The following is a 6782-nucleotide window of genomic DNA, read 5'->3' on the forward strand; positions in this document are numbered from 1 at the left end:
CAGATGGGCGCAAAATACCATTTCTTGTCATTCCCGTGAAAACGGGAATCCATTTTAAAAAACCGCATAAAAAGCCAGTTAATAAAAAAGTGCAAAAGTATAGATAGTAAGGATTTTTCGAGATGTGTTCAATGGCTTCATTTAACTTTCCCTTTAAAGCACTATTGGCATTTTCATAAGATTTTACGGCATTGTTGTGAAGAACTACTTTATACACCCCTTATCGTATCCCATGAAACATAAGCGTCTTCTGCTTTTGATAACCAGTCTGCGTCGGCTTGCCTGATCTGTTTCATGAGTATTTCATCTGCCATTATTTCGAGTGTTTCTTTTTCAACATCCGGTTCTACCGGTCTCCTCTGTAACGTAACCAAAATATTGACCTCCCTGCTATATGCATCAATATCCCCCTCCCATAAAGAGAGGGGAATACTTTAATGTTACCAATTTAATTTAAGACAGAGTTCCCGTTATCTCCTTCTGCCCATGCCGCCGGTACCTGCCCAGTTGGGAATACCGTTGTCGTTTCTGAGGCTTAAAACGGCGTCACCCTTTTTGATTTCGGCGGCTATTATCGACGGTTCATTGTTAAACGTGACCTTTGAACCCTTTACCTCGATGTTGTCACCAACCTGGAGCTTTACTGCCTGTTTTTCGACATACCCTGCCGGTCCGACATGCACCGCCATGCTGCCATCCTGTGTCTTGAGGCGGAGGTGTATCCCGTAGGACATGCCCTTTAACGGAGTAAACTGCTCGACCGCTTCCACAACGCCTGAAACGGTCTCTACAGTCTGAGGATTGTACATCCTCTGATACTGCCCCTGGCCCTGCCCCGTACAACCCCAGCCACTGTAGTTACCTCTGCCGCACCTGGGTTGGGCATGTGCGCTAACCACTATGGCCATTGCAGAAAAGACCACCAGTACCCAAATTACTGCAAATCGTTTCATCTGAGTTCCTCCTTAGTAATTTTTATGTATCACGGTAGCCTATGGCCCCGCTTAGTTTTATTGTACCACCTTGTCGGAAAAATGTCCAGTGAAATCTTCTATTTGTCTACGTCTCAAGCATCTTCCTGTCATCCGGTCTGGTCGTTGACTCTCTGACTTCGAGTCTGCCATCTCGCCAGAAGCCCCTTATCACGGTACCATCTGACCTGGTCATTGTACCATAGCCGTCCTTCTTGCCGTCCTTCCATTGCCCGGCGTAGGAAGAACCATCGGGGGAGGTCAACGCCCCCTCGCCATCTTTTTTGCCGTCCTTCCATTGGCCGGTGTACTTTCTGCCATCAGGCATGGTCAATGTCCCTTCGCCGTCTTTCTTGCCGTCTTTCCACTGGCCGACATACTTTTCGCCATTGACAAAGGTCAGCGTCCCCTGTCCCTCGCGCTTATTATCCACCCACTGCCCTTCGTAAGTTGCATCCGTGTAGGTATAAATACCCTGACCGTCTTTCTTGCCATCCTTCCACTGACCCACATACGATGAGCCATCGGGGTAGGTGTAAGTGCCCTGGCCATCCTTCTTGCCATCTTTCCACTGACCGGCGTATGAGGAGCCGTCATTGTACGTGTACGTGCCCAGACCATCCCTGTTGTTGTCCTTCCAATCGCCCACGTACTTTTCTCCATTTATGTACGTATAGGTGCCGTAGCCTTCCTTTCTGTCTTCCACCCATTCACCGGCATAAGTTTCGCCGTTGGGGTATGTGTAGGTGCCCTGACCGTCTCTCTTGTCATCCCTCCAATCGCCGGAGTATTTTTCACCGTTTGCGTAGGTCTGGGTGCCCTGGCCCTCTTTTCTGTCGCTTATCCACTCACCGGAGTACGTTTCGCCATCGGGGCAGGTCAACGTCCCATGCCCCTCCTTTTTGCCATCGACCCATTCGCCGGAGTACTTTTCGCCATCGGGATAGACCAGCGTTCCCTGACCCTCTTTCTTGTCATCTCTCCAGTGGCCGGCGTACTTCTCTCCATCAGGAAAGGTCAGGGTGCCATTTCCGTTGGTCAGACCATCCAACCACTGGCCCACATACGTGGCGCCATCAATAAATGTATATGTACCCTGTCCGTTAGCCAGACCGTCTCTCCACTGACCAACGTACTTGTCCCCGTTAGAATATATATAAGAGCCTTGGCCCTCTTTCTTGCCATCCTTCCACTCACCCACATACGTGGAGCTATCAACATAGGTATAGGTTCCCTGCCCGCTGAACAAGCCATCCCTCAATTCCCCTAAGTATGTCTCACCATTGGGGAACGTATATGTCCCTTGTCCGTAGGCCAGGCCATCCCTGAGATTACCCACGTAGGTCGTACCATCGGCATAGGAATGAGTGCCATAGCCATTAGCCAGGCCATCCTTCAACTCGCCGGCATACGTCTCCCCATTAGGGAACGTATAGACGCCATGTCCGCTTGGCTTGTCGTCTCTCCACTCGCCCTCATAGCTCCTGCCATCGGCAAAGTTCACAGAGCCTTGACCACGCTTCTTGCCATCCCTCCACTGGCCCACATACGTAGAGCCGTCGTTGTCCGTGTAGGTTCCCTGCCCGTTGTACTTACCGTGGCGCAATTGACCTACATACGTATCGGGAATTGCCAGCGCCCCTTGATCTCCTGAATCCTCCTCACCACCAGTACCGCTGTCTGTATCGGTGTCCTCTTCCCCAACAACGGAGTCGTCCTCACGTGCGGCATCTTCTGCTTGCTGTGCAGCGGCAGCGGCTTCCCCTTCCTCTTGGATGGCGTCCTCTTGTTGAGGCATTACCTCATCTTCCACAACGATAGAATCGTCTTCCTGCACGGCGACAATTTCCTCGTCTTCCTGCACGGCGACAGGCTCCTCGTCCTCCTGGATGGCGATAACTTCCTCGTCCTCCTGCACGGCAACAGGTTCCTCGTCTTCCTGGATGACGTCCTCTTGCTGTACTACATAATCAACCTGCGTGCTGGCAATGTCTTCTGCCTGCATGTTGTCATCCGCTTGCTGTGTCTCAGGCTCGTCTTCTAAAATGGCGGCAACCTCATCAAGTACAACGGTGTGTGCCTCCTCATCAAGGACAACATCCTTTGTACTTATGTCCTCTTCGTATATGGAATCGACCTGTTTCAATATGTCGGTATCATCTCCCTCATACTCGGCGTCCTCTGGTTGTCCTACAGGGGCCTCGTCCTCTATGGTTGTTATCTCTTCTATGTCAGGGAGTTCATCGATGCCAGGGAGCTCTATAGCGGCAAGCTCCTCCAGTATGCTGGTGGCTGCCTCAAGTTTGCTTATACCCGCCTGCAGTTTGCTGTATTTTTGCTGCTGTGCGTTGTCGTCCTCTTCTGCTTGTTCCGTAGTTTGGGCGGCGGATTCATCAGCCATCTGAGACTTTATAAAGTCTATGACCTTCTTGTATGCGTTATTGATCTCTATGGTTTTTTCCTTCACGCCTTTTTGGAATATAGGGTTTTCCTTGAACAGATCAGGATGCCATATACTGAGCATATTCTTAAATGCCTGAGTTACTTCTTCCTCGGTGGCGTCTATACCAACACCAAGGATTTCATAATATTTATAGATGTCGTCTATATTACTAATATCATCCATTGTACACCCTCTACCTTCATGATCAAGATTTAACCAATTATAAGAATTATAATATAAATCAAGTATAACTTAAAGGAAAAATTTTTTCAACTACTTGAGACATATACACGGAGGTAGCTCCCTGATAGGTGCAAAAACATCTTTCACTGCATTTGGTTGACAAAGAGCAGATATAAGTTCTATACTTAAACGAGCTTACAGGATAGTTTATAGCAGATTTAGATTGGATTAAATACAAAACACACGGCATTTTTACGGGGTCAAGGGGACTTCTTTGTGGCCGGGGTGGGTGCGACTTTCAGCCGGGGGGCGCTGCCCCCTTGCCAACCCCCCGCTGCGACAAGATTGAGCCTCGCCCCTCCCCTTGCGGATGGGTCTGAGGGAGGGCAGAACCCTCCCTTTTTTCTTCTTTGCCCGATGGTCTTTCTATTCTTCGGTGTCTTTCTTGCTTCTTTCGGCGATTATCTTCTGTGAGATGTGTGCTGGGACGTCTTCATAGTGTGAGAACTCCATTGAGTACAGACCTCTGCCGGAGGTGATACTGTGCAGTTGGTTGGCATAGGTGAGTATCTCCGACATCGGTACGGCTGCCGCAACTTTCTGATTGCCCCCGGCCTGGGAATCCACGCCCTGGACCTTCCCGCGCTTGGAGTTGAGGTCGCCAATGACGGCCCCAAGACAGTCATCGGGGGTTATTACCTCCACCTTCATGATCGGCTCCAGCAGGACGGGATGGGCATCCATGGCCGCCTTTTTGATTGCCATGGAACCCGCTATCTTAAAGGCCATTTCAGATGAATCCACGGCATGATATGAGCCGTCAAAGATGGTCACCCTCAGGTCAACCATCGGATATCCGGCCAAAATGCCGGACTTTAACTTGTCAATGATCCCCTTCTCCACGGCCGGGATGTACTGACGAGGCACTGAACCACCCACTACCTTGTCAACAAACTCAAACCCACTACCGCTTGGCAGAGGCTCTATTTCGATCCAGCAATCGCCGTACTGACCGCGTCCACCGGACTGCTTCTTGTACTTGCCCTGTGCCTTTGCCTTGGCACGTATGGTCTCCCTGCATGGCACCGTGGGGGTCTTCATTTCGACCTCTACGCCAAACTTCCGCTTGAGCTTGTGCAGCGCCACCTCTATGTGTATCTGCCCCATGCCGGCTATGATCATTTCGTTGGTCTCCTCGTCGCGGTGAAACCTCAACGTCGGGTCCTCATCGAGTATCTTGTGCAGGCCGGTGCTGACCTTGTCCTCATCGCCCTTTGTCTTTGGCTCTATGGCATAGGAAATAATAGGCTCGGCAAACTTCAGCGGCGTAAAGACAAACGGATGTGCCTCTTCACAGAGCGTATCCCCGGTGAGGGTCTCCTTTAGCTTTGTCACGACGCCAAACTCCCCCGGCCCCAGGCCATGTGCCGGTATCTGCTTTTTGCCCAGGAGGTAGTGTACGTGTCCGATCCTTTCCCTGACGCCCTTTGTTGCGTTGTAGACCGTGGTGTCGGGTTTCAACTGCCCCGAAAACACACGGAACATCGTCAGTCTTCCCGCGTAGGGGTCGGCGATGGTCTTAAAGACGTAGGCCGCTAACGGTTTGTCCTTGAGCGGTTGCAGCGTGACCTCTTGGGTACCGTCGGGAAGTTTTGCCACAATGGGTTTTATTTCGGCCCTTCTGAGGGGTGAGGGCATACATTGTATGATTGTATCAACGAGTTGCTGTATGCCATAATTATTAACGGCGCTGCCAAAGGTTAGGAGTATGAACTTCCGTGTTGCGGCGCCATTGACAAGACCGTTGAGGATTTCCTGTTCGGACAGCTCCGCCCCCTCGAGGTACTTTTCAAGCAGGGCGTCGTCGGACTCGGCCACGCACTCAACGAGGTCCTTTCTGAATCCCTCTGCCTTGGACACCAGTGCGGAGGGTATGTCAGCCTCTGCGTAGGCGCCGTCTGCGGTACGTTTGTATGCCCGCTGCTTGACAACGTCAATGAGTCCTTCCATTGGGGCGCTGTCTGACAGCGGTATAAACAGGGTAATGGGTTTGATATCAAAACTGTCCTTTATCTGTTGTAGGGCTGCCTGGAAGTCAGCGTTTTCCTTATTGACCTCGTTGATAAACACAATCACAGGGATGTCAAACTCCGCCGTCATAGCCCACACCTTCATGGTTTCGGCCCTGACACCCGATACGGCACTGACAATGACCACCGCACCATCGGCAACCGTCAGACACCCGCGCGTGTCCTCAAGGAAGTTTATAAAACCCGGCGTATCTATCAGGTTCAGCACGTATCCCCCCTGCCACTGGCACTGAGCCAGCGCAGAACTAATGGATAGCTTGCGTTCGATCTCTTCCTGATCGAAGTCCGTCACCGTGTTACCATCAGCGACACTGCCCATCCTGGTTATAGCGCCGGAGTTAAAGACTATCGCCTCCGTTAAAGTGGTCTTGCCTGCACCACTGTGAGCTAAAAGAGCAATGTTTCTTATCTTGTCAACGTCAACACTTGCCATCTTTGTCCCCCTTATAACTTAATATATATATATTTGATTACAAATCTAAAACCTTTTTGACTACGGCCTTGTATTCCGTTTTATTTTCGAGTCGGCCCGATATCAGCTTTACCGCCACAATGGACAGGAGCAATGCCGTAAAACCCCCGATAGCACTAACAACATCAGGCTTCATGGAAGCAAACATAGCCACGCCGCTTAACAGGGTCTTGCCCGCTATGGCCCCCAGCAGTAGCGCTATGGCCGGCATGGCATAGACAATCATGGCGCCCTTGAGGTACGTATACGTCCTTAGCTCCACAACAACCTTTTGGCCAACCTTTGCGTTTGCGGTATTTATGGCCTCTATAACGGAAGCCTCCGTCTCTGATGCGTCATCGTCGGAGTTGCACACCTTGCTGCTGCTACAGTGGGCGCACGCGCTTGTGCGTTGAACCACCACCGTGGCCATTATGCCTGAGACATCTTTTACGATCGCCGTTTCTTCCATATGACATGAATTGTAACATAAATGGACATGGAATATGTCCTGTATTTTTTTGTTGCTGATGTGCATAAAAAAACTCATGGGTGTCTTTGGGAAAAAAGGGGCGGCTCAATTGTATAGCACGTTTCGATTGGATTAAATACAAGATACATGGCATTTTTACGGGGTCAAGGGG

Annotated in this window: 6 protein-coding genes; all 6 read right to left on the reverse strand. The window is 50.6% G+C overall.

All coding sequences use genetic code 11. From position 1 onward, the window contains the following. Positions 1-217, reverse strand: a 217-nt coding sequence (locus HWQ67_RS10645; protein WP_218252670.1) for a hypothetical protein, incomplete at its 3' end; no start/stop codon positions are given. Next, positions 210-374: a hypothetical protein gene (locus tag HWQ67_RS10650; RefSeq protein WP_218252671.1), complete on the reverse strand. Its 165-nt coding sequence runs from the start codon at positions 372-374 to the stop codon at positions 210-212. The genes HWQ67_RS10650 and HWQ67_RS10645, both read right to left, overlap by 8 nt. 96 nt (positions 375-470) lie before the next feature. Further along, positions 471-953: a hypothetical protein gene (locus tag HWQ67_RS10655; protein WP_218252672.1), complete on the reverse strand. Its 483-nt coding sequence runs from the start codon at positions 951-953 to the stop codon at positions 471-473. Positions 954-1059: 106 nt separating this feature from the next. After that, the gene (locus HWQ67_RS10660; protein ID WP_218252673.1) at positions 1060-3597 is read right to left on the reverse strand and encodes a J domain-containing protein; all 2538 of its coding nucleotides are present in this window, start codon (positions 3595-3597) and stop codon (positions 1060-1062) included. Positions 3598-4023: 426 nt separating this feature from the next. Beyond that, on the reverse strand, positions 4024-6120 hold the full coding sequence (gene fusA, locus HWQ67_RS10665) for an elongation factor G (RefSeq protein WP_218252674.1): 2097 nt from the start codon (positions 6118-6120) through the stop codon (positions 4024-4026). A gap of 37 nt (positions 6121-6157) precedes the next feature. After that, positions 6158-6610: a SoxR reducing system RseC family protein gene (locus HWQ67_RS10670; protein WP_218252675.1), complete on the reverse strand. Its 453-nt coding sequence runs from the start codon at positions 6608-6610 to the stop codon at positions 6158-6160. Between the last annotated feature and the right edge of the window lie 172 nt (positions 6611-6782).

This window comes from Candidatus Magnetobacterium casense, assembly GCF_019173545.1.
GTDB classification, from domain to species: domain Bacteria; phylum Nitrospirota; class Thermodesulfovibrionia; order Thermodesulfovibrionales; family Magnetobacteriaceae; genus Magnetobacterium; species Magnetobacterium cryptolimnobacter.

Bases quoted from the DNA above. Each gene is read 5' to 3' on its own strand.
- HWQ67_RS10655 (WP_218252672.1), bottom strand. From the start codon at position 953: ATGAAACGATTTGCAGTAATTTGGGTACTGGTGGTCTTTTCTGCAATG.
- HWQ67_RS10660 (WP_218252673.1), bottom strand. From the start codon at position 3,597: ATGGATGATATTAGTAATATAGACGACATCTATAAATATTATGAAATC.
- fusA (WP_218252674.1), bottom strand. From the start codon at position 6,120: ATGGCAAGTGTTGACGTTGACAAGATAAGAAACATTGCTCTTTTAGCT.
- HWQ67_RS10670 (WP_218252675.1), bottom strand. From the start codon at position 6,610: ATGGAAGAAACGGCGATCGTAAAAGATGTCTCAGGCATAATGGCCACG.